This window comes from Niallia circulans NBRC 13626, from assembly GCF_001591585.1.
In the GTDB taxonomy this organism is placed as follows: domain Bacteria; phylum Bacillota; class Bacilli; order Bacillales; family Cytobacillaceae; genus Niallia; species Niallia circulans.
Map to the genome: position 1 here is coordinate 1 of NZ_BCVE01000012.1, position 22,828 is coordinate 22,828.

A 22,828-nucleotide genomic window follows, 5' to 3' on the forward strand; every position below is an offset into this window, starting at 1 on the left:
CCCTTGTCCTGGTTCTTCACCCGGCTCTTGACTCACATCAATAATTCTTCCTTCTACTTCAGTAGGTATTCCTTCACTTCCAATACTTATTAAATGGTCACGGAAGTTTTCCCAATCAGATAGCCCTAGGTCTGTAACGCGGCCTTCTGCATAAGCTTTAGCAAAAACGTCATAGCCGTCTCCGCCTTTAGCAGTAAACGCGTTTGTAGCAATTGTGTACATCGTATCATCTTGAACTTCTACATATTTACCAGCTTCATTTAAATAGGAAACAGATACAATTCGCTCTCCAGATTGTTTTGTTTCATCATATACTACTTTTCCACCCGCTACATGTAAGAAACCACCATTTTCTGCTGGATACTGACCTAGAGAAATTTCAAACGCCTCTTTTAGCTCAGCACCTGTTACATCCATGGTTGCTAATGTGTTGTTAAATGGAAGAACAGTGATTATTTCACCAACTGTGATTGGTCCTTTATCAATTGCTGCACGGATTCCCCCGCCATTTTGCAGGGCCATAATAATATTTTTACCAGTGAACGTTCTTGACTTCTCAAGCATTCCATCTGTAATCAAGTTTCCTAAAATCGTTTCATTCTTGCGGACACTTGGTTTTGTATCATCGCCATTCGTACGTGGACTTTCTAATGCAATTGGTGATGACACGCCGATTTCCGTTTTAGCCACTTGATTAATTTTCTCTTTAAATGGCTCCAATACTTTAACAGCTTCTTTATCCTCTTCTTGAGCACCGATAGCTACTAAGTGACCGTCATAAGTCTTCACTACATCATTTTCATCAAAAGTTACATTTAAAACGCCAAGATTACTGTTGGAGTTACCAGTTTGAACAATTAACGTAGGTGTTTCATCCTCGTCTACTATTACTGGTTTCTCCAATGTTGTATGGCTATGACCTCCGACAATCACGTCAATACCTTCTACTTTTTCCGCAAGAATTAAATCATTATCAATTGCTGCATTATCGTCATATCCAATATGGGTCAAGGCAACAATTCGATTTACCCCAGCTTCTTCAAAAGCTTCTACTGCCTTTTCTGCTTCTTTCAAATAGTTTTCAAAAGCAATCGATCCTGGGCTAGAAATGTCAGCCGTTTCCGCTGTCGTTAATCCGAAAATCCCAACCTTCTCTCCATTTACTTCTTTGACAATGCCATTATATATCTTTCCGTTTTCACTGTTTGACTCAATCGATTTGTTCTGAAGTCCAGTAAATTTCCCATCTTTTGAAAAGTCAACGTTCGCACTGACAAATGGGAAGTTTGCTCCCTTAATAAAGTCAGCTAGCGCCTGATGGCCTTCTACAGAAGAACCTAAATCAAATTCATGGTTTCCAAAGGTCATTGCATCAATGCCAAGCAAGTTCAGCATCGCTAAATCAGCTTTTCCTTGGAATTCATTAAAGTATAAGGTCCCTGTAAATTGGTCTCCTGCATGAAGGAGAAGGGCATCTGGATTTGCTGCTCTTATTTCTTTTACAGCAGTAACTGTCTTCGGTATGTTATCCAAAGCAGAGTGGATATCATTAGTATGCATAATAGTTAAATCAGGTACTTCTGGTAAATTAGATAAATCAAGTTGAATCATTACTGGATCATGGTCAGATGCTTGTCCAGTTGCTTCCGTAAAGTTTGCATTAATATGAATCATATCAGCCGTTGTTACATTTGCTAATCTATTTGTTACTAAAATATGGTCTAGTACTTGGTTGTTACCTTGGAAGAAGTAGGAGAAACGATCTTCAGCTGGAACCTTTTCCACCATATTTGTTAAAATCTCACCCTTTAAAGCCTTAAGAGCCGGTGTAAATTCAAAATCATTCATGTCTCCAGTTACAACCACGTTTAAGTTAGGGTTTTTAGCAAGCCCTTCTTTAATAAAGTTGTTTACTTCTTGTGCAAGCTTGATACGCTCTGCTTCAGAAGACAGTACAGGCGGCTGGTTAGCTCCCCATAAAGATTGATCTCCACCTTTAGAATTCAAATGGTTTCCGATTACTACAACACGCTGACCTTTAAATTCGAATTCTGCAGCAAGTGGTTTACGTGTGTTACTAAATGCTTGTGGATTAATAACACCTGGGTTTAATGTAAGGTTCCCTGTTTCCGTCCAACCATTTGCTTCCGTTGCTTTTCCTTTCGTTCCTTCAACCAATGTTACACGTTCAGGGTTGTAAAGATGACCAACACGAATATTGCCACCAGGAGCTCCACCGTTTGTGTTATTTACAGGAGCCACGTCTATCCATTTATATGCTGGACCACCTGCAGCAACAATTGCATTGATTAAACGTTGATAACTTTCTGATGCATCAGAATTTCCTGAATCAGTTTCTCCATCATTATCCTGAACCTCTACTAACGTAATAATATCAGGAGATTTCATGTTTTCTACAAATGACTTGGCAATTTTAGCTACTTTGGCATCTGGAGTGTTTGCTTTATTGTTAGAGAAATTCTCAATATTGTATGAAGCCACAGTTAATTTATCTTCTGCCGGGACAATATGAGTAACTTCTTGTGTTAAATTGGATTTTGTTAAAGTAGGTAATTCGTTTTTATTAACAGATAATTGATAACCATTACTTGAATAGGTTACGACACCGACAACGTCACCATTAAACTTATCACCTGGCTGGAAATCACTTCCCACATTATCTAAAAAGATTTTTTCTGGATTATAATCGTCTTCAGCAATATTTAATCCACCTTGATTATTTAATGTATTATTCGTCGTGCTTTCCACAATAATAGGTACATCATTCGAATATGGAGGTCCTACTACTAGTGCATCTGGGAATGATACACGCATATATTCAAGAGATTCCCAAAAGTCGATCCCATCTTCATCTGGATCAAAAGATGTCATTTCATCATTATCAATTACTTTGTTTGGAGGAAAAATATCTTTCCCAATAATAAGTGGAGCCGGTAGTTCAGCCGTTCCATCTTTAGTAATGGATGTTGCGGTAATTTGTGTTTTAGACAGATTAGCTCCTCCACCATATTCTGTAACAGTTCCATTAACGGAAACTTTGTCTCCAACAGAAACCCCATGAGAGGACTTGTATACTTCAATTGCTTCAGATGTTTCGATATCTGTATCTGCTCCATCCACATCCTGCATAACAAAACTGCTTGAACCAAATACATGGGTTACAACACCAGTTATGTTCGTAACAGAAGAACCATTATATTCAGAAATATGCCCTTTTCCTTGTATATCATGGATACGGAGATTTTCCGTATTTAGAATTTTAAAAGTAAAGCTAAATACATCACTTACTGTACCATTTGTTACAGCAATTGCTTTAATCGTAGTTTCACCTGTTTTTAAAGCGATTGGCTGTGTGTATTTTACACTTGTTTCAGTTGGTGTAGAACCATCTGTTGTGTAGTAAATAGCAGCATCTTCTAGACCAGAATTCAACTCAACCTTTGTACCAGCTGGAACTACCCCTGGTGTTTGTGTGGAATAAACGGCTGGCTTGTTCACTAAATCATAGCTATTAAGACCAGTAGTTTTTAGATGATACCCCGTTTCATCAATTGATCCGATTCCGGTAAGATGAACTTTATCTCCTTCTTTGTATTGCTTAATTAAGTCATCATAAGTGGAACCTGTACGATTATCATGAATAACACGTACCTTTTCCCCACTTTCAAATACAGCTTGGAATGTAGCAGTGCCATAGCTATCCTTTGTCATTTCAGAAATTGTAACGTTTTGTAACGTAAGCAATTCACCTTGTGTGGAATCAGTTACTTCCGTAACAGACTGTGCTGCTGGCAGATCATTGTTTGAAGACACGATATCAAGGCTTTCTGGTTCGATTTCCAGTTCATTTTTATATGTCTTCAATACGCCCGTTATTTTTACTTTCTCTCCTGGCTTAACAGATTTAGGACTAGCATATACATACATTCCAGCAGTGGAATCTTGCATATAAAAAGTTTCGCTTCCCCAAAGTCCTGAATTTGTTGTCACAATACCTTCTATCGTAACTGTTTTGCCAGCGCCAAGTTCACGCGCATCTGCGATCGAAATAGCAGGTTCCGGTTCTGCAGGCTCTTCAGGAGCAGCTGTACCAAAAGTATGTATGCCAAGATTATCAAAGTAATTAATTCCTTTGTTCGTCCATTCTACATTTCGATCAAAACTGTCTTTAACATTTTTGTCACCTGATAAAACATCACTATTTCTAATTAACGTAACGTCTTTAGCAAAATCAGCATTCGAGCCAACCTGGCCAATGGAATCAATAATAGATTCTCCTTTTAATAGAACAAGAGGATCGTTACCATTAAAATTAATCACCGTCGAATTTTCTAGATTTCCTTTTGCCTTTATTTTTTCATCGGCTTGACCATGATAAATAACATATGTCTCGCCATTTTTTAATGTGCCGTTCAGGGAGAGCTTATGCGAAATTTCCTCGGCACCATTTGTATGAATTCCAAGGCTGTACTGACTTAAATCAAGATCAGAGCCAGTTCCGTTATATAACTCAATCGCCTTATTAAAGCTGCTTCCTTCAATATATTCCGAGATAATCAAATCTGTAGCTACAACCGTTTCAGCCTTTACATTTAGATTAGCTACTGGTGAGAATAAACTAAAAAGTATAGCAATTATCGTAATAACACTAAGATTCCTCTTATTTCTTCTTTTCATGTTTTTTCTCCTCATATTTTTTAGATTAGCTTCATGATTCGGACGTCTCGAAAGGAGACTATCTTGTTTGAAATACAAGCTTCTTAAGATGAACTACTAAGGTCCTTGTCCTGTTAGAAAATTATCCTAATAGAATAGTAGTTTTCCATATGCAGTTTCCCACCCATAACTTTTCCATAATCCACTGTACCAGTGCAAAATTAGCTAGTTTCTTTGTCACATCCTTTTTCAGACAATATAGTTGTAGCTCATAAAATGTCATAGGCCTAAACACCTATACAATTAATCGACGGATAATAAGTTATATTTTTACTATTAAAATATAACAAACCTATCCGTGAATCATTGTATAATGATATAAATCGCTTAACAAGACTCATTTACAAAAATATAAAGAATTTACAAAAAAAATAGAATTTTAATGCTATTTGTCGTCATATGGATAGGTTTTTTAAATTAAGAAAGCGTTTCTTGTAACATAAATTCAAAATAAACCCTTTAAAAAGACAAACTTCTTCTTTCTATGTTTCTTGAAACTAGATAAAAAACTAGTAACAAACTCCTATCAACCAGCATTGCTCCATTTCTTAAAAAAATTTATATTTACTTCCTACTAAAAAAAGCTGAATTCTAAAAATTCAGCCCTAAATTGTATCGAATTTTGATATTTAGAAAAATTCACCAAACACTACTTTGTATAATATAAAAAGTGTGATATATTGTAATCTTTAGAGATTACATTCAGTTTGTCGACAAAAAGATATTGGAGAAGTAGAATTGTATTTTCATGCGTTTCTTGGAATATAGTGAGGTGAGGATTCTGTGGATTAGCGAGACATCTTGATGCCCTGCAGGATAAAGGAGTTACGCGGATCACGCGAGACCCATGGAAAGCGAACCCCGGAGCAAAAAGCAAGAACCTGATTCAAAGAGATTAATAAATATACTCTATTCCATCTTCTATTTCCAGATACAGAAGTTTGTTTACAGTCTGATTGTTATCTTCATAGATTACAATCTATCAAGTAGAAATGGAGGTTAAATATGCCCTTTTTATCATTCCTTTTGTTTGTATTAGTTAGCAGCTTTACTCCAGGTCCAAATAATTTTATGGCAATGTCGTTTGCTAATAAATATGGATTTAAAAAAACTATTAAGTTCAGTCTGGGGGTTTCAGCCGGCTTTTTTGTTTTAGCCTTGATGTGTAGTATTTTTAATCTTTTGCTTATAAGTATCCTGCCTATTATAAAGATACCTTTAACTATTTTAGGGGTCGGCTATATTCTGTACTTAGCTTATAAAACACTTACCAGTAAAGGTATCAATAATAACGAAAAAAATGACGAGACGAACAAAAATCTTTTTTTAATAGGTGTTTTAATACAATTTATTAATCCAAAAGGGATCTTGTATGGGATTACAGTTGTATCAACCTTTATATTACCTTACTACACTTCTTACTTTAGTTATTTTATCTTTTCATTATTTTTAGGGATTATCGGATTTCTCAGCTCATTATGTTGGAGTATATTTGGCTCCATCTTTCAGAAGTCATTATCAAAGTATCAGAAGCCATTTAATATCATAATGGCCTTGTTATTAATATATAGTGCCATTTCCATTGTTTTACATTAAAATGCATACATACGACAAGGAGGAGGGTGGTGAATCCCCCCTCCAATTTTCCAAATAATAAAGTGGAATGACCACTTTTTCTTGCTGAACGCTTCCTTCTCTAAAAACAATCGAAAAAATTCATCTATTACCCTTCACTTTAATATCATTATCTTTTTGGAAATTTCCACTGCAGCGACCTTCCTCTTCCCGAATTTCTCTGTTCCCTCCTTATCACTCACCAGAAGGAACGGTAATCGGTGTTGATGTACATAATGGGATTCCAAAATTAGGAGAACCATCGGCATTCCAATTGAATTTTTGAATCCGGGTACTTCGTCGCTGGCTTCCTCCTTCTGATTCGGAGATAGCATGATAAACAATCCAATCTTCTGTACCATCAGGGGATTGTGTAAAACTGTTATGGCCAGGAGCGAATACCTTATTTTCGATACTTTTCTTAAACACAGGCTCTGTAGATTTAAACCAAATCTGGGGATTCATGACATCCTCATTCTCTGAGATTGTTAACATCCCTAAACTATAATCATCTGACCAAGTGGTACTTGCAGAATAGATTAGAAACAACTTATTATTTCTCTTTAACATTACCGGTCCCTCATTAATCGCCATTCCCCCTTGCTTCTCCCAATCATACTCAGGTTTTGACAATAATATATTCGGACCAGTAATTGTCCACGGATTTTCCATCTCGGCTATATATAGAGCTGATCCATACTCAGGAAAGTTCCCATATCCAGCATAAACAAAATAAAGTCGACCTTTATGTTCAAAAATCGTTCCATCTAAACCAGGGTACTCTGTATTTACATACCCCCTCTCTACCCAATCCCCGTTAAACGGATCTTCCGCGGAATTCTCTAACACAAAAATCTTCCTTGATTGATCATCACCTATTCCGTCATTCGCTGTGAAATATATATACCATATCCCATTTATCCGATGAATTTCTGGAGCCCAAATATTAGCACAATTGATTCCTTCACTCGGAGCAGTCCAAATCGTTTTACAACTCCCTTTTGCTATTCCACTTAATGTAGGTGACTTCCATAAATCAAGTCTTGTCCTTTTCGTTACCATAAAATAGTAAGTATTATTATCTTTATACACCCAAGGATCTGCCCCTGGTTCTAGAATTGGGTTATAAAAAGTTAATTTGCTCATCGTTTCCTCCTCTAACCTTTTTTTATGATGAAACCGGCCGCAAAGTAAGGGTTTTCATTTTTTCTTCCTATTAACAGCTATAATCAGAGAAGGAGCAAACTCTGCTTCTCCGTTATATCCCCCCTTTATATAGAATCCCGTTTCACCGAAAATATATAATCTTTATCCTATTAATCTCCTAAATGAATATTTCTAATTTCATTAATCCTCGAATTCCATACCATCTCCCTGCTCTCTCTTTACTTATCTAATCTATTTATTCTCTACATTTCTTTCTTTTCCTTTAAAATTACCAAAGAGTATGAATAGGCTGCACTTTTTTTAAGTTAAGCAGATTACAGATTATCTGTTTACGCTCTATCTTTTCGCCTTTCAATGGAATGTATCCTCTAAATTTCTTTTTAGTAATCAACCAATTATTTCATTTTTTATTCAACTATTCCCATATGGGAAAACCTTCTATCATATTGTATAATAGATTTTTATCCTATTATAAAAAGCAAAAAAATAATTCCATATCCAATTAATGAAGAAATCGTAAACTTTCCTTACCTTCCAAATTGAATGGCATTTTAGACAATATAAATTTCAAGTTAGAAAATCCAGTCTAAATCAAGTATGATATCCACATGTGATAGTAGAAAAGGGGTTAAAAGAATGAGCGTATTAAACGTAAAGAATTTAAGTCACGGTTTCGGTGATCGTGCAATATTTAATGATGTGTCTTTTCGGCTTTTAAAAGGAGAACACGTTGGACTAGTTGGCGCAAATGGTGAAGGTAAATCAACTTTCATGAATATTGTTACTGGGAAGCTGCAGCCTGATGAAGGAAAAATTGAGTGGTCACGAAAAGTCCGTGTTGGTTATTTAGATCAGCATGCTGTCCTTCAAAAAGGAACGACGATGCGTGAAGCACTAAGCACTGCTTTTCAATATCTTTTTGATGCAGAAACAGAGATTAATGAACTTTATGCAAAAATGGGCGATGAAGGCGCTGATATTGATGCATTACTTGCAGAAGTGGGGGAGCTGCAAGAAACGCTAGATAGTAACGATTTCTATCAAATTAATGCAAAAGTCGAGGAAGTTGCTCGTGGTCTTGGTTTAGACGATGTCGGACTAGATCGTGATGTAGCTGATCTTAGCGGTGGGCAGCGTACAAAAGTGCTGCTGGCTAAGCTATTACTAGAAAAGCCTGAAATTCTATTACTAGATGAGCCTACAAACTACTTGGATGAACAGCATATCGAATGGCTGAAGCGCTATTTACAAGAATATGAGAATGCGTTTATCTTGATTTCCCATGATATTCCCTTCTTAAACAGTGTTGTTAACTTGATTTACCACATGGAAAACCAAGAATTGAATCGCTACGCTGGCGATTATGATAACTTCTTAAAAATATATGAAATGAAAAAGCAGCAGCTAGAGTCTGCTTACAAGCGTCAACAACAAGAAATCGCTAATTTGAAAGATTTTGTTGCTCGTAACAAAGCAAGTGTTGCGACTCGTAATATGGCCATGTCTCGTCAAAAGAAGCTCGACAAAATGGACATTATTGAATTAGGGAAAGAAAAACCAAAACCAGAGTTTAAATTCAAAGAAGCTCGCGCAGCCAGTCGCTGGATTTTCGAGACGGAGGATCTTGTTATCGGTTATAACGAACCACTTTCTCGCCCGCTTAATCTGAAAATGGAACGGGGACAAAAGATTGCCTTCGTTGGGGCAAACGGTATTGGTAAGTCTACACTTTTAAAAAGTATTCTCGGCTTGATTAATCCTCTTTCGGGTAAAGTAGAGCGCGGTGATTATCAACACATCGGTTACTTCGAGCAAGAAGTGAAAGAATCCAACTACAACACTTGTATTGAAGAAATTTGGAGCGAATTCCCAAGTATGAATCAGGCGGAAGTTCGTGCTGCTCTTGCAAAGTGTGGATTAACAACGAAGCATATTGAAAGTAAAATTGAAGTCCTTTCTGGTGGGGAAAAAGCCAAGGTTCGCTTGTGCAAAATTTTAAACACAGAAACGAATTTATTAATACTAGATGAACCTACCAATCACTTAGATGTAGATGCAAAAGAAGAACTGAAGCGTGCTTTAAAGGAATATCGCGGAAGCATCTTAATGGTATCCCACGAACCAGATTTCTATCGTGAAATTGCGACTGATATTTGGAATTGTGAAGATTGGACAACGAAAGTGTTTTAAATAATGATTGAGGGGTACCCAATGAATTAATTCCAATTGGGTACCCCATATTCTTTTTGTCTTACAGGTTTCCTTTCCTTGTCACTTTCAGATTACTCCGATAAAAGACAAATAATATAAGAATGAGAAGCAAAAGACAAATGCCAATTAAAATGCTTATCAATAAAGCCATCGATAGCTCTGTAGAATTTTCCTCTCCTATCCTGTCCACTCTGTAGTGAACATTCTCTTCATCATCTGTAAATAACTGAAGTTTTTCTGCTTTCCTAGTAATGCTACTGCCTGTTTCCATCTTTTGTGTAAAAAGCTGCCCTTTCCATTCGTCATGGTCATTTACTTTGCTTCCATCAAAAGAAATAGCACGTTTTTCTGCCGTTAAAGCATCTGTCTTAGATGATTGACTCGATTCTTTTAGAAAATCTGTATTCTTTAGATTACGACTGCTTTCGTATTCATTGGGCTGTAATCTATCAATCAGGGAATCCGCCCTTGCCGTTTGCTCGGTCAGCCAACTGAAGATAGCCATGAATACAAATAAGATTAGACTAAGAAAGATTTTTTTACTAAACCGATTCATTTCTCGACTCATCCTCTATTTCCTTGCTTTTCCATCTTTCTATAAGAATTTGTACTCCTATCAGCAGCAGTAGCCCAATCAATAGAATGATTGCTGCCGGAGCAAATAACGATTGCGTTCCATATTGAATAGACATATAAACTTTGGACATCGGATCATCATAACTGAAATTCGGTGTTGTTAAAGCTAATAGTGGTGTTACATATAAAATAATTAATCCGACTGTAAGGAATAAACCAAGAAGTTTTTGTGCTGCAAAACTGACTGCAATTATACTAGAACTCACTAATAATAAAAGGATAGTAAATACAGTCCATTGCATCGTACTAGCTTGAGAGAGTTCATAGATATTTAATCCATATAAACTAATCACAAAGCCGACAATCAAATTAAGTAAAAGAAAGACTGTTCCACGGAACCACAATGGAATACGTTTAAAGTAATAGGTTGTATACCCAATTAGCAAGCTGCTAATTAAGACAATAAACATAATAACCACAGGCGGAATATTTTTTTCCTGTTTCACTTCACTTGCACCAGCTGTTAATTGAAGTGGACTAGATAAGAAATTATAAACGTCGCCTTTAGAGCGTCCTTCAATAAATGCATTTTGCAGAACACTAAAGACATCATCCTTTATTTTTCTTGTTGAATCTACATTTACAGCCCATTTATTATTTAAGGTATCTGCATCTGTCTGTACAAACGAAACTTCATCATGCAGTTCATTCGTATGGTCAATAACAGTCTGCTGGTGCTTTCCTGCTTCTTTTATGGAAGAATGAATAGCATTTACTTGCTCGATGATTTGTGAATGTACCGCTACCAGTTGAATTCCCTTTGCCGATCCTGGTTCATGCGCCGCAGTTTGTTCCCCTTGCTGTATTTGCTGAAGTAATGCTTCCCCTTCTGTTTTAATCTCGGATAAATTCTGGGCTAATTCTGTATGATGTGTGTCTAGGCTTTCTTTTGATTTAGCCAAGAATACAATAAATTGGTCTTGAAGTGCTGTTAAGCCATCTCCAATTGTCGGCATTTCTATTTCCACATTTGTCCAAGCAGTAGTTTCCGCATCTGTTAATTGAAAAATCCTTGTAAGCTGTGTAAGGAATTGTTCGTTTTTCATTACTTCGCTCTTTGCGTTGTTCTCAGAAAGCATGTTGTTCAACGTCGTTTCATATTGATCTAGATAAGCATAGTAATAAAGCAAATCCATAATATCTCCAGTAAGAAATTCCTTATGGAACCAAGTTTCAAGGCTATGTTTTCTATCCCCAGACAGTGCTGGTGATGCTAAAATTGCCTCTTCTTTCTCTTCTATTCTAGTTATAATAGAATTCATATTATTCGTAAGAAGTGTCAGCTGTTCCCGCAGCTCATCATTTACTTCTGTGAGAGATTCTATATATTCTTTCAACAATCTATTCTCTTCGGTAAGAGAATTTTTATTTTCTGTAAGCTCTTTGATCGTATTTGCCAACGTTTCATTGTCTGTAAGAAGTGCAGCAATTTTTTCTTTCAATTGCTGAATAATTTGGTTATTACCCTCGTTACTCGTTTTAAGTGATTGCTTCACATCCTCTAATTTTTTTTGAATGTCCTTTAATTGTATTTCGAACTGACTCTTACTTTCATCCGGAATTTGTTCATCTGCCTGTAAATACTCATGAAGCTTTTTCAATAATTCTTCCATTTGTGCTAACTGCTCTTCTGCAGATGAATTTTTCGTTTCCCTGTTTGCTCCATTAGCAGTATTTGAATCTTCCTTTGCATGCGTACTTTCTAATATAAATTGTTCTCCTGTTTGGTCGTCGCTATCCTTATCATCATCAGATGTCGGCAAATTAGGGTATTCTGGATTTTCTGGCGGTGCTTCTGGTAACAAACTGCCTTCCCCTTCTGCCAATTTTTCTTTGGTTTTCACTATCTTTTCTTGAAAAGAATTCAAGGATTTTGTATCAATTAATTGCTTGTAATAATCTAGCATTCTGCTCTGGTAGTCATAAATTGCTTCCCTTTGTTTATCCAAAGCAAATATTCTATTTTCTTTTAGTAATGTTAATAACCGTTTACTGTTATCTAGTTTTTCATAAACGGAATTAGCGTTACTCATCAATTGTTGATTATTCTCCGACAAAAAAAGTGACTGTTCAGCAAAATAAGGAGATGAAGCTTCTGTCGCTGACTTTATTGTAGAAAGAGCAGTAGTCTGCAAGTTTGTCAATTTTTGTTTTTGTTGTTGCTGATACTCTTCATATGCCTTGATATAGTCAACTAAACTGCTTAAATCCTCAGAAAATGACTTCATAGATTGATTCTGACTATCACTTTGCGTGCCGATTTGCTCAATAGATGACTTCATGGACTTTAATACGCCCTCTTGTTCTAAAATCTCGTCAGCAAGATTCTTGGAACTTGGTTTATAGAAAGCTAGCATAGTCTGCTGAAAGTCTATTTCCTTTTGCAAAATTTCTTCAAATTCAGAGCGTACCATTTCCATATCGTTCGCTACATAATTCCAATATAAAGAACTGATACGTTCATTTGCCCGTTTGGTAGCCCTTTCTATCTCCAAATTTACTTTTTCAGTATTTACCGCATTTAACTGACTTTGAACATTATATTTAAATGTCACTTTACTAGGATTCTCTTCTTCATATGCCATCACTTGTTCAGAGAAATTAGATGGAATATAGATGACAGCATCATATTTCTTATTCCTTAATCCATTCTCTCCAGCGCTTCTAGAAACAACAGTCCACTGAAAAGATGACTCGTTGGAGAGAATAGAAGATACATCTCCCCCTAAAAGTTTATGTTCCCCAGCAATATCAACACCAGCATCTTCATTTACAACTGCAATTGTTTTGGTTGTATTTGGCTTCTCCAGAAATGGATGATCTCCAATCAGCTGAAAAAATAACACTGGAACACCAATTATGACAACCAGTGCAATAACCATCTTCCACAATTTCACTTTTCCCATCAAGAATATACCTTCCTCTCCATAAGCACTAAAGGAATTTGAATTTTTCTCTCAAGCCCATTTTTTACATAATATCCATAGCCAGGCTGGATTTCTGGTTCCTTACGCTCATATGACAAAGTGTACAAGGATTGCTCCGATTTCTTCATTAGTAACAATGCCTGCCTAATTTGCTTTATTTCTAAAGTTAACGGATCATAGCCTTTTGTTAATTCATTAGTACTGCCTGAAACTACAATCTGAAACCCTAAGTGACTATAATTTTTCATTAGTCTCACAATCATCTCCTGCATTCTATTGTCTATTTCCTGAAGTAATCTTCCATATCCATCTACAACAAACAACAAAGGAGTAAAGAACGGAAGTGCCTTTCCTTCTAAAATCGCCTTATCATATTGACGATTTCTTTCTAAAAGCAGGGCTTCAGTAGATTCTAGCCATTTAGCAACGGTACCTCGATCTGTTAGATATTGAACCTGGTCACCTTCTGCTAAATAGGCTAACCCACGATTGATAGAATCCCATATCCCAATTCCTTCCATTCCTTGTTGGATGGCATGGTTCATAAGTAGCTTAATGACATTTGTCTTTCCTTTTTGTGCTTGACCTAAAATCATGAAATGATTCATAGCATGAAAATCAACAAATACAGGCTGGACAGATTCTTCGTCTAAACCAATAGGTATGAGACCTACTGAATTTTCGTCCTTTATATATTCTTTAAAGCTAATGTTAGTTAACTCTTTTGGAAGCATTGGAACCCTTTGAGGAGTTCGGCAGGATTCATGTTTCTCCCGTAGATTTTGAATGGATGCCTTGAGTTCCGTTAGCTGGTCGAAATCATTATCACCAATGCAAGACAGTAAAATCTGCGTAAAATATATTCCTTCTTTTTTTATAATAGCCCTGCCTGGAATAGGCTCTGGTTCATAAGGAATTCTTCCCAAAATAGAATAAGCTTCTGTATGGTCCATTAAGTAATGCACTATTTTCGTCTTTAAATTATTCATCAAGGACGGTCTAATGGAACTTACACGAGTAGCGCCAAAGAACATATATATTCCTAATGATTGACCATCCCGAGCAAATTGATTTATCTGTGCCTCTAAATCAGCCATTTCCTCTTTGACAATATCGTAATTATCAATCACGATAAACCACACTGGAAGCGTCTCATCACTTAGCTGATTATACATAGAGATAGAACTTACTTCTGTTTGCTGAAAAAGCTGTTTTCTTATATTTATCTCATTCTGCAAAATAGCCATAAACTTATTGATTTTTTGCTGTTCATCCATTAAGAATAATTCACCGACATGAGGAAGTTGCTTAAGTGGCATCAATCCGCCATTGCCAAAATCCATTAAATAAAAATGGACCTCTTCCGGAGAATAATTTTCGGCAATTCCCATAAGAAGAGTAATCAAGCTCTGCGTTTTTCCATAGCCAGATGTGCCAAAGACCCCAACATTTCCATCTTCTAGCAAAGTATAGGGATAGATCGATTGACTTTGCGCTTCAGGATCATCTATCATAGCCAGATTAATTTTTCGGCAGTTCTCATCAGGCTGATAATCTGGACGATATATTCTTGGAGATAAAGGTGGAAGCCATGGGCTTGATAGTTTTGTTAGCTGAAGCTCCTTTTGCAGCTCTTCTATTTTTCCCACGATAACATCAATCTCACTGTTCACTTGCACTTTCGTTTTTTCCTGTATGGATAGCTCAGATAAAGGAATTAACCCCAGATCCGATACAATCGCAATTTCATCTTCCATTTGTGAAGAATCTTCTTGATAATTAGCACCGCTCCATGCAGATTGGAATAATTCATACACTTCATTATTGCCGACTTGCAGATAGCCCCTGCCAGTAACAGTAAGAGAGGCTGCATCACTGTTCTTCAAAATCTCCCTGCTGTCTTCTGCATTCTGGACCTTAAGAGCAATTCGGAAACGAGCATTACTCCAGATTTGAGAATCAATTACTCCACCTGGCTTCTGTGTTGCCAATATTAGATGAACCCCTAAACTTCTCCCTATTCGAGCAGCACTTACCAATTCTTTAATGAAATCAGGCTCCTCGCTCTTTAATTCCGCAAATTCATCAGAAATAAGAAATAAATGTGGCAGCGGCTCTTCAATTTCTCCCCTTTTATACATGCTTGTATAGTCATTAATGTGATTCACTTCATATTTATCGAACAAACGCTGTCTTCGTTTAAGTTCACTTTTAATAGAAGCAAGAGCACGATTACTAAAGTTTCTGCTGCCTTCAATATTAGTAATAGTACCTAACAAATGCGGCATATTTCGAAATGGCTGTGCCATCCCTCCACCTTTATAGTCAATGAGCAAAAAAGCTACTTCATGTGGATGATAATGAACTGCAAGTGATAAAATATACGTTTGCAATAGTTCACTTTTCCCCGACCCAGTCGTACCTGCCAGCAATCCGTGTGGTCCATGAGCTTTTTCATGGAGATTTAAATAGACAATATCAGATTTACCTTTCAGTCCGATTGGAGCGGCCAATGTTTTAGCAGACTCATTTGTCAGCCAATTTTCTTTAATTGGTATTTCATCAACATCTCTTACCTTAAGCATCTCCATAAACGAAACAGTTTCTGGTATGGAATTAGTAACCCCCACCTGATGATTAAGTGTTTTTAGCATACGGGCATACTCTTCATTACCATTTAAAGCATGATTATCTAAATTAAAAGGAATCTGCACTGCGGCTTTATTTTGGATTAATATATCGCCCTGTCTTCCGTTCACATATCGAATCAATGTATGAATATTATTTGAGAAGCTTTCTTTTGCTTCACCTGCAAAGATAGCAGATATGCCCAGATGACTGTGAGAGCCTTCTAAATATTCCAGAATTACATGTTCAGCTAGGAGTTCCTGATTCGTAACAATAAAAACAAAATGGGGAGCAAAACGAGTTTTTTCATCTGTTTCTTCCACATCTCTTTCCCTGATCAATTCATAAATAGATGACAATAGCTGATCCCTTGTTTGTTCATTATAAATAAACCCTTTAGCAAAAGATTGAGGAATTTGAAAATGAGGCAGCCATTTCATCCATTCCCAGTACTTATATTCATCCTCATGAAAAATAAAAAGGAATCGTACATCATGATAACTATGAAAAAATGCAAGCTGCCCAATGATTTGGTGCAATTCTCCCTTTAATACGGACATCTTACCAATAAGTCCAATGGATCCTTTCGATAAATCCGCAGTAATTGGAAGATTTTTCACATGCTGATAGGACTTCTGCAGATGCTTTGACCTTTCAAGCAATTCATCCATCTCCCGATTGGATAAATCAGCAGAGTTTACACTTATTTGGTAACTTGCAGGAACATCCCCTGTCCCCAGTCGAAATTGTAAAAAATCTTTACTATCTATGCTTCGCTCCCAGATTCGGTCAGAGATCTGTTCTGTCAAATATTTCATTCTTTCAAAAGATGGAAAATGAAACTCCAGTACTTGTCGCTGCTTTGAAGCTAAGGATTCAAGCTCACTTCTTTTTTCTTCCAGATAATTAGAATAGACTCTTTTTCTTCTTTCTTCTTGCTCTTTTCTTGTTGTCTTTTCTTTAAAATACTGAACCGTGGAAGTAATAATAGTCATCGAGAACATCACGATAGAAATAAGTATAAAAATTCCTCTTGGTATTAATAAAGCAACAAGTCCCATCACGATCAGCATCACTAAAGGTGGAAGAATGATTAGCCATAGACTTCTTTTAGAGTGGATCGATTCTTGACCAGGAAAGGATAACTGCACTTTCTCCTTAGGCAATTCATACAGCATTCTAGGTGTCCTCCGATAATTCGGATAGCGTTTCATCATCTCCGATTGAGGAAGGTAAATCTCTTTTAGAGAGGACTCAAATTCATAGAAGCTTTCTATTTGAATCACATCCTGATCCATCAATGTAACATATATGCCATTCCAGAAGAGTATATCGCCAACCTCTAGCTTTTGTTTGTCTAAAACTAAATGGCCATTTAGATAAACAGTAGAATCTCTAGAAATAATTTCCATATGATTATGATTTTTTATTAAAGAAAGCCCTTTTTCGCCATGTTGCATATGCGCTTTTTTTATGTAAATAGATTTTTTGTCGAAATTCCATTCTTCATCCTGTGAAACTGGTGCTACCATACATACTACTTCAGACTGATTTCCAATATAGTAAGTTTTTTCGAGCTTCTTCCTGCTTGTCATAAACAGCGTAAGGCATTGCCTTTCCTGGCTTAGTTGATAAAACTTCTCTGTTTCCATCACAGTTTCAGTCGAATCTATCGTATATGTCGCCATGTCATCTTCCCCCACTCTTACAAGTATGGAAGAAGGGAAAGATGGAAGAGTAATGTTGTCTCCAAATTCTGGACCAATGGTAATGCTGCTATTTTTTGTTAATTTAATAGAATAATAGGTTTGTTCATGGAAAAGAAACAGCGTATACATAACATCACCTCGCAATTGTTCCTATTATTTTGATGCTTTCTTCTTTATTTAGGATTCTGACCTTGATCTTTTGTTGTCTGATTATTTTTCAGAAGAGTATCCTCTTGTGAAGATTCTTCTTTCATATCTTGCTCATATTTATTTAGCTCATTTTCAATTTCATCGATTTGTTGCTGACGCTCTTTACTGGTGAGCGAATCATCTCTCTGAACTTGAGCCTGATACTCTAGCAAAGCATACATGATAAGACTGCGATCTTCTAGAAAGCGAGCATTCTCCAAGGCAGCTTCGGCGTCCCCTCTTCCAATATTAATCCAGTATTCATAATAATTAGAATCAGATTGAAGAGTAACTGTATTTTTTACAATATCCCTTTGTTTATCGGATAAGTCCGTACCAGATATATAGGCTGTTGCTAATTCATATTGCGCAACAGTCGGCAAACTATCAATATCATATGATTCAAGGCTATTGATTACATCACTGTAAGCATCCGCTAAAAAGTGTTGATGGGCGTCTAATATATGGTTATGTTTTGGCTGGAGAAAAAACAGGGTATAGATAGAGTAAATAATTGCTGGTACTAATAAAATGCTAGTTGCCCAAATGGCATATCTCATCCGTTTCCACTTATTTTTCGGAAGTTCGACCAACTGTTCATATTCCTCTTTTTCCTGTAAAAAAGCTTGATCAAGAACAGCTTGCAGATCATCATAATTATTTGCTTTCATAATCTCAGCTGCTGCTTCACTTAATTTCAATGTTTCATAATAGGCAATATATTGTTCAAAAGAATATTGATTATCAATCAATGCTGCTGTCATTGCTTTCAGCTGCAGCCATTCTTCCTCCCTATTGTCTTCATATGGAGGAATACTTTCTTTCACTCCATAATGGAGGAAATAAGGCGCCAAACCTTGATCGACAGCAATATTTTCTGGACATATAAATAAATGAAGACGGGATAAGGAGTGATTGCGGACATTTTCAAGCAATTGATGAGCAATTATGTATTGTTCCTTTTTTTTCAAAGAGAAGATTCCTTGATTATAAATAAAAGACTTAGGCAATTGAACCTCTATCTGTAATAAATCCTCCTGTTTATTAAGCTTTCTTTTAACTTGGCTATCTATCTCTTCTAAAAACGCTGCTTCCAGCAAATGATTCAGCTTAATTTTCTCAATTTGAAAATTAAATATAATTCGCTGGTCTTCCTTCTGGATAACAGCATCCAGCTTTTTTTCCATATATGATACATGTTCATTTGACATACTTGCTGTCTCCTTTATAATATTTGAATCTTGTCGCCTGTCATTACTCCGATATCTGCTAACCGCTTTTCTCCAGAAAAAACTCTCTTTTTATTCATTACCTTTATCCAATATCCGTTTCTTGGTGTATCTAGCCTGTTAGTTGTCTTCCAGGCAATATCCACTAACTTCTTCACTGTATGATAATTAGAGAGTCGAAGTTCTAAATATTCTCCATTATATTTGGAAAGATCTACCGTTACCTCAATGTACATGTCATCACCTCTTAAAAGAAAAGAGCGCCTCCATTTGTAGAAAAGCGCTCTTAAATAAACCATATTCTATCTTCCAATCTTATCCTCGAATCTGATTTGCAATTTGAGCGTCTGCATCTTCCAATGCTTTTGCTGTACTGTTTAATTGAGAAGAAATTTCTTCAAGCAACTGCTGCATGTCTACAAATGATGGTCTTAACGATTGATATTGTTCGCTAAACGCTCTGCTTGACTGACCTTCCCACATGCTTTCTAATTCTTGAATCATGTTGTCTAAGCGAGAAATTTGATCTCCCACTTGACTTCCTTCACTAGAATAGCGATTGGCCATACCTACTAATTCTTCTGGTGTAACGCGAATGATTCCTGACATATTATCTCTCCTTTTATTTTATATATATAACACACAATGAATGACATTATGCAGTTACCACAATTAAATAATCTTTTAAACTTAATTAAATTTATAAACTAACTATTTATAATCTATTAATGGCATGAAAATTAATTTGGCTGGTAGTCAATTTCATATTTACTTGCCAAATTCTTCATATCTTCATGATAGCTATTGATTAGTTCAATGTATTCTTGTCCTTTTTTATTTGATTCTTCAATAAGTCCTTTATCCTTCTTTTCTAGTGCCTCTTTCTCTAGTATTAAAGCTTCATAGTACGTACTAGTCGCTTCTTTGATTTTTGATTTCATCGGCTCTAGCTCTTCAGCAGACACTTGAAGTTCCTTCGCTTCGTTAACAGCTTTTTCATAAGTAGGAATTACCTTACTTGTCAGCACCTCATATAATTCCTCATCGGAATTGTAATTATCACCAGAAACGGTCGCTAATTGCTGATTCGCTTCTGTTTCATATGTTACTATTTTTTGGATGTCATTATTAATAAAGTCTACAATTTCCCCTTGTGTGTCTTTATAAGAAAGTTCTTCTTTATTAACATTTCCCTTTGTCTCTTGCTTTTCTGAAGTAGATGAATCATTGCTGCAGCCAACAAGCATCAATACTACAGTAATTATGCTGTAAAATAATTTAGTCAAGATGCGATACCTCTCTATTCTATGATTCTATCAATCTAGGATCATCTTTTATGAAAGCATTACGGCGTTTTAGATACTTCTTCTTTTGCACCAATTTAATAATGGTCATCATCAACAGCCCGACAATAATTCCTGATAATGCATAAAGCTTTACGACAAAAAGCAAAATGATATAGACAAAGAAACTGACTAAAAATAGCGAGTAGATTACTAGGAGCAGAGCATTAAAGGCCTGTAGCTGAGCTATTCTGCCTTTTTCCTTTGCATTTGTTCCTGAATCTTTCTTCAAATTAGCTAAATAATGAAATTCAGACCATATAATATGATATGGTTCCCAAAAAAAGCTAACTATCTTTTTCATCACTTTTCATCCCTTAGATGCAAGGAATTTAACTTTTCTCTCATTAATTTTTCTCCCTCTGATTCAAATCCTTTAAAGATGACTTGTTTGATTTGCTCATGATTGAAAAAAACATTGGTTTCATCAGAGATATGTCCTTGTGGATAAGGACATGCCACATATTGCCAAATTTTGTTTTTTTCTGCTTGCTGCTGCATTCTCCCATAAATCATCAAAGGCTGTGAAAATATGTCAAGCAATACAATTGTTCCAATTGGTAATAATTCAGTTCCTTTATCAATGATTAATGAGTTGACCTCTTGTGACATAGTACTTTCTCCTTTTACTAATAAATTTCTTTATTCCTCTTTTTCAAAACTTATACCCAGCTTTACTCCTAATAGCAAGCGAAGGTCGAGAACAATTTCTTTACCTACTTTTGCCTCTCCACCTACTCCAAAAGCAGAAGCTCCTACAGTTCCTTTAATCGTATAGTCTGTAAAAGGGATTGGCACTATACCAGAGACTTCTCCTTCCGCAACGGCAGCTTTTGCTCCAAGACCAATGGAACTGCCATCAACCCCGGCAAAGGCATTGGCTTTTAAAATTTCCCCTTTTGCTTCTAATCCAGTGCTTCCTACAAAGTCGACCTCTTTATCTATCTGAGATTTTACTTGTGCTGTATAAACTGCTCCGCCTGCTTTAGCAATCGGCAGAATACTGCTCCCCCCAATACTTGCCTGGCCTTCTGCAAATAGAATATCTTGGCTGAAGCTACTATCCAGAATAGTTGTATCGTGTTCTATGCCAACATGAATGCCACTGAAAGAACTAGCGCCGCCAAGCTGGTCACTTCCATTTTTCAAGTCATCGAAACCAGACCAGTCATTTTCTATCTTTCCAAGTCCGCCTTCTGCAGAAAAATCCCCTTTTGTTACTTTGTCTCCGACTAGAAATCCGTCCTCATTAATTACCTTCTCTACTTCCTGCTTCTCTGATGGAGTATAATTTAATCCCAGCCAGCTATATGGATATTGTCCATATGCATCTAATAGAAAGATGGATTGGGAGGAATCGGTACAATAAGGAGGTTTACTTTCAAATCCGCTGTTAGATGGTTTTATACTAGAAACCAATAAAAAATGGCTAGTGCTTGTTAAAAGGTTATATGGACTGAAATGACGAATCAGTTCAGGATTAAAGTTAACTTTTGTGTTTAGCTCTGATAAATAACTTTGCATGATTGCTAATTCACTTTTTATTTCATTAAAGGAATCAGCATTTTGCCGATCTATGGTTTCAAGCTGATCAATGGTTTCCTCTATTTTATCTTTAGCAGTTCTAATCTCGCTATTAAACATGGACTCATCAAGACTAGCTAAAGAAATAATATCGGCGATCTTTTCCATTACGCTATTTCCATCTGCGATGACATCATTTGTATAGTTTTGCACGGACGTTAAGCGCTCTGAAAGCTCTCCCTGTAAAAACTCCTGCCGAATAACTCCATCTTCATTTGGCTCAAAAGAATGTATTGCCTCTCTGCATTGAGATATTTTTTCTTGATAATCTTGAATAACTTGTTTTAGTTTCACTAGGAAAGGCTTATGACTAGATTCATAAAAGAATTTAATCGATTCAGCACCTTTTCCTTGAAAGGAACCATCTAAACCTACTAGTTCCATCACAGATTGCTCTAAAGAATGAATCTGCTCTACCTTTTCATTAAAGGATTTTATTGTTTGGCTTAAATACTCTTCTAGACTTGCAACCTCTAATACTTTCATCTTAGTACCTCTGAAGAAATAGCGTCTCTCAGTGCTTCATCTGTTTCCCTCATCAATGTTACAGAACTTCTTACTGTGCTGGCATTTTTCAGCAAAAGGGTTTTATATTCATTTATTATTTTTACAAATGATGCATTCACTTCTTCTAGTTCCGTTAATAAATCTAACTTATTATTCTTAGCATTATTTTCTGGCAGGTTTGCTTGAAATGCAGTTATGTTAGTATCCATTTTTTTTAAAACACTTTCTATCCCACTATAATCAAACTTTATTTCTCCCATATTTTCACCACAACTTTACTACTAGAATTTAGAAAAAATAAATAAAATTATCTGCAGGAAATGCTCTCATTTAAGAAGAATAATTTC

15 protein-coding genes are annotated in these 22,828 nt (G+C 36.1%); 2 read left to right on the top strand and 13 right to left on the bottom strand.

Going from position 1 to position 22,828, the window contains the following annotated elements:
* On the bottom strand, positions 1–4,698 hold a 4,698-nt coding region (locus BCI01S_RS15090), incomplete at its 3' end, for a 5'-nucleotidase C-terminal domain-containing protein (RefSeq protein WP_061799826.1).
* A 1,044-nt stretch (positions 4,699–5,742) separates the two neighbouring features.
* On the opposite strand from BCI01S_RS15090, the gene BCI01S_RS15095 reads away from it, so the two are divergent.
* On the top strand, positions 5,743–6,333 hold the full coding sequence (locus BCI01S_RS15095) for a LysE family transporter (protein WP_047941680.1): 591 nt from the start codon (positions 5,743–5,745) through the stop codon (positions 6,331–6,333).
* A 213-nt stretch (positions 6,334–6,546) separates the two neighbouring features.
* On the opposite strand, the gene BCI01S_RS15100 is transcribed toward BCI01S_RS15095, so the two are convergent.
* A complete protein-coding gene (locus tag BCI01S_RS15100) occupies positions 6,547–7,497 on the bottom strand; it encodes a glycoside hydrolase family 43 protein (protein ID WP_061799831.1) in 951 nt (316 codons plus the stop codon).
* Between the two features lie 657 nt (positions 7,498–8,154).
* Between BCI01S_RS15100 and BCI01S_RS15105 the strand changes: the two genes are divergently transcribed.
* A complete protein-coding gene (locus BCI01S_RS15105) occupies positions 8,155–9,708 on the top strand; it encodes an ABC-F family ATP-binding cassette domain-containing protein (protein WP_047941682.1) in 1,554 nt (517 codons plus the stop codon).
* Positions 9,709–9,769: 61 nt separating this feature from the next.
* On the opposite strand, the gene essA is transcribed toward BCI01S_RS15105, so the two are convergent.
* From essA to BCI01S_RS15160, 11 genes are all read right to left on the bottom strand, one after another.
* Complete coding sequence (essA, locus tag BCI01S_RS15110) at positions 9,770–10,285, bottom strand: type VII secretion protein EssA (protein ID WP_061799832.1); 516 nt, start codon at positions 10,283–10,285, stop codon at positions 9,770–9,772.
* Entirely contained in the window at positions 10,272–13,271 is a 3,000-nt protein-coding gene (esaA, locus tag BCI01S_RS15115) for a type VII secretion protein EsaA (RefSeq protein ID WP_061799836.1), read from the bottom strand. Before esaA ends, essA begins: the two co-directional genes overlap by 14 nt.
* Complete coding sequence (gene essC / locus BCI01S_RS15120) at positions 13,271–17,758, bottom strand: type VII secretion protein EssC (RefSeq protein WP_061799841.1); 4,488 nt, start codon at positions 17,756–17,758, stop codon at positions 13,271–13,273. The genes esaA and essC overlap by 1 nt, the downstream gene beginning before the upstream one ends.
* A gap of 44 nt (positions 17,759–17,802) precedes the next feature.
* The gene (essB, locus tag BCI01S_RS15125; protein ID WP_061799844.1) at positions 17,803–19,029 is read right to left on the bottom strand and encodes a type VII secretion protein EssB; all 1,227 of its coding nucleotides are present in this window, start codon (positions 19,027–19,029) and stop codon (positions 17,803–17,805) included.
* Positions 19,030–19,043: 14 nt separating this feature from the next.
* The gene (yukD, locus tag BCI01S_RS15130; protein ID WP_047941687.1) at positions 19,044–19,283 is read right to left on the bottom strand and encodes an ESX secretion system protein YukD; all 240 of its coding nucleotides are present in this window, start codon (positions 19,281–19,283) and stop codon (positions 19,044–19,046) included.
* A gap of 79 nt (positions 19,284–19,362) precedes the next feature.
* Entirely contained in the window at positions 19,363–19,656 is a 294-nt protein-coding gene (locus BCI01S_RS15135) for a WXG100 family type VII secretion target (protein ID WP_047941688.1), read from the bottom strand.
* Positions 19,657–19,787: 131 nt separating this feature from the next.
* A complete protein-coding gene (locus BCI01S_RS15140) occupies positions 19,788–20,333 on the bottom strand; it encodes a hypothetical protein (protein ID WP_061799846.1) in 546 nt (181 codons plus the stop codon).
* A 19-nt stretch (positions 20,334–20,352) separates the two neighbouring features.
* Positions 20,353–20,694 carry a hypothetical protein gene (locus tag BCI01S_RS15145; RefSeq protein WP_047941689.1) on the bottom strand — a complete coding sequence of 114 codons (342 nt, stop codon included), beginning with the start codon at positions 20,692–20,694 and terminating at the stop codon, positions 20,353–20,355.
* The gene (locus BCI01S_RS15150; protein WP_047941690.1) at positions 20,694–21,002 is read right to left on the bottom strand and encodes a DUF4176 domain-containing protein; all 309 of its coding nucleotides are present in this window, start codon (positions 21,000–21,002) and stop codon (positions 20,694–20,696) included. Before BCI01S_RS15150 ends, BCI01S_RS15145 begins: the two co-directional genes overlap by 1 nt.
* Positions 21,003–21,032: 30 nt before the next feature.
* Entirely contained in the window at positions 21,033–22,460 is a 1,428-nt protein-coding gene (locus BCI01S_RS15155) for an LXG domain-containing protein (RefSeq protein WP_061799847.1), read from the bottom strand.
* Positions 22,457–22,741: a DUF5344 family protein gene (locus BCI01S_RS15160; RefSeq protein WP_047941692.1), complete on the bottom strand. Its 285-nt coding sequence runs from the start codon at positions 22,739–22,741 to the stop codon at positions 22,457–22,459. The genes BCI01S_RS15155 and BCI01S_RS15160 overlap by 4 nt, the downstream gene beginning before the upstream one ends.
* Positions 22,742–22,828 lie beyond the last annotated feature (87 nt).

What these genes read in the sequence shown, in the direction of transcription:
- BCI01S_RS15095 (WP_047941680.1), top strand. Translation starts at nt 5,743, where the DNA reads ATGCCCTTTTTATCATTCCTTTTGTTTGTATTAGTTAGCAGCTTTACT.
- BCI01S_RS15100 (WP_061799831.1), bottom strand. Translation starts at nt 7,497, where the DNA reads ATGAGCAAATTAACTTTTTATAACCCAATTCTAGAACCAGGGGCAGAT.
- BCI01S_RS15105 (WP_047941682.1), top strand. Translation starts at nt 8,155, where the DNA reads ATGAGCGTATTAAACGTAAAGAATTTAAGTCACGGTTTCGGTGATCGT.
- essA (WP_061799832.1), bottom strand. Translation starts at nt 10,285, where the DNA reads ATGAATCGGTTTAGTAAAAAAATCTTTCTTAGTCTAATCTTATTTGTA.
- esaA (WP_061799836.1), bottom strand. Translation starts at nt 13,271, where the DNA reads ATGGGAAAAGTGAAATTGTGGAAGATGGTTATTGCACTGGTTGTCATA.
- essC (WP_061799841.1), bottom strand. Translation starts at nt 17,758, where the DNA reads ATGTATACGCTGTTTCTTTTCCATGAACAAACCTATTATTCTATTAAA.
- essB (WP_061799844.1), bottom strand. Translation starts at nt 19,029, where the DNA reads ATGTCAAATGAACATGTATCATATATGGAAAAAAAGCTGGATGCTGTT.
- yukD (WP_047941687.1), bottom strand. Translation starts at nt 19,283, where the DNA reads ATGTACATTGAGGTAACGGTAGATCTTTCCAAATATAATGGAGAATAT.
- BCI01S_RS15135 (WP_047941688.1), bottom strand. Translation starts at nt 19,656, where the DNA reads ATGTCAGGAATCATTCGCGTTACACCAGAAGAATTAGTAGGTATGGCC.
- BCI01S_RS15145 (WP_047941689.1), bottom strand. Translation starts at nt 20,694, where the DNA reads ATGAAAAAGATAGTTAGCTTTTTTTGGGAACCATATCATATTATATGG.
- BCI01S_RS15150 (WP_047941690.1), bottom strand. Translation starts at nt 21,002, where the DNA reads ATGTCACAAGAGGTCAACTCATTAATCATTGATAAAGGAACTGAATTA.
- BCI01S_RS15155 (WP_061799847.1), bottom strand. Translation starts at nt 22,460, where the DNA reads ATGAAAGTATTAGAGGTTGCAAGTCTAGAAGAGTATTTAAGCCAAACA.
- BCI01S_RS15160 (WP_047941692.1), bottom strand. Translation starts at nt 22,741, where the DNA reads ATGGGAGAAATAAAGTTTGATTATAGTGGGATAGAAAGTGTTTTAAAA.